At 57.1% G+C, this 1,588-nt stretch carries 2 protein-coding genes; both read left to right on the top strand.

The features are described from left to right. On the top strand, positions 1-222 hold a 222-nt coding region (locus GI374_RS18700), incomplete at its 5' end, for an integrase core domain-containing protein (protein ID WP_154338496.1). A 70-nt stretch (positions 223-292) separates the two neighbouring features. Then, complete coding sequence (locus tag GI374_RS18695; protein ID WP_154338495.1) at positions 293-1,216, top strand: site-specific integrase; 924 nt, start codon at positions 293-295, stop codon at positions 1,214-1,216. Positions 1,217-1,588: the final 372 nt, after the last annotated feature.

The raw sequence follows: 1,588 nt of genomic DNA, 5'->3' as shown, positions 1-1,588 counted from the left end.
GACGAGTGCCTCAATGAGGAGATCTTCGACAGCCTGGCCGATGCGCGCCGCAAGCTGGCGCTGTGGCGCTACGACTACAACCATGTCAGGCCGCATTCCTCGCTCGGCGGAATGGCCCCGTCACAAGAGCGCCGGGCACTTGAGCAATCCGTGAGCTCCGCGCCCGGCGCGCTTGCCCAACCCGAAACCGACCAATACCAAGTCCAAGGACTCTCGTCATGATCGAGGGACGCCGGGGGGGCAGGTCAGCACAGCTAGCCTTGCCCCAAAAACGGCAAGCCAGAAGCAGGAAGTGCTGGCGCTGCTAGGCGAGATCACTGAACAGAAGACGGCTGCGAAGTTGACCAAGGCCGATGCGCGGCACGTCAAGGACGTGCTGACACGCTATCCGCAGAACCCCCAGAAGAAGGCGGCGACTAAGGGCAAGCCACTTAGTGAGATATTGGACTTGCCGGGCGTAGCCAGTATCAGCGCAAGCACAGTCAACACCTACTTAAGTCATATCCAGACCTTCATGCGCTGGGCGGTCGATCATGGGCATGCTACCGAAAACATCTTTGACGGCATGCGAGTGAAGGCGAGGAAATACAAATCTGACAACCGCGACGCCTTCACGGCGGATCAACTTGTCCGGCTATATGAGCATCTGACCGACAACCCTATGGGCTTGGTTAAGGTCGATGCCGCCAAGTGGGGGAGTCTGGTCGGCATGTTCACAGGTATGCGCTTGAACGAGATAGCCCAGCTAGAGACTACCGACATCAAAGAGGTTGACGGCCTATGGTGCATCGACGTGTCGGACGTAGGCGAGGGGACCACAAAGCGCCTAAAGACCAGTGCCGCTGATCGACGCGTGCCTCTGCATAACCAACTAATCGCTACAGGGTTTCTCAACTTCGTGGAAGCCCAGCGCGCAGCGCGGCATGTTCGACTATTCCCCGCGCTGTCGTACTGTCCCAAGAATGGCCATGGCCGGGCTATCAGTCGGTGGTTCAACGACACGCTACTGGAAAAGATGGGCATGAAGTCTAGGACAGTGGTCTTCCATAGCTTCCGGCACACAATGAACACACAACTGCGTCGGGCGGACGTGGATGACGCTCAAGTCAAAACGATCCTCGGGCATGAACAGCAGGGCGTGGGAACCGGCGTCTACTTCAAAGGCGGCTTTCGTCCGGCGCAGTTGAAAGCGGCAATCGACAAGTTCAGCCTTTAGCTGGCAGACTGATATATAACTCGTGTCCGCCCGAGAAAAACAACAGATAGCCGGTTGTCATATATCTTGACGATACACCAGACTTCATCCTGCATCCCGCTAGGCTAACTACCTGTCTGCATCTACCTTCCGAATAGCTGCCAGCTAACCGCTTAGGTGAACCACTAGGATATATACTTCCAGTGCATCCGGCTAGGAGTCGTACTCAATAGGGGAATTCCAGTTTTTGGTGTGAGGTGATTCACTTCTGCATGTTGGCGGGAGGGTTTCATGGCGCGATACGATCTGAGCGACGCGGAGTGGATGCTTGTCGAGCCGTTGCTGCCGAAACCGGGCCAGGGCAAGCCTCGGGTCGACGACCGGCGGGTTGTG

Source organism: Paracoccus sp. S-4012 (assembly GCF_009674885.1).
Lineage (GTDB): Bacteria > Pseudomonadota > Alphaproteobacteria > Rhodobacterales > Rhodobacteraceae > Paracoccus.
Note: the sequence above shows the minus strand (reverse complement) of the source record. Positions and strands in the feature narration are given on the sequence as shown.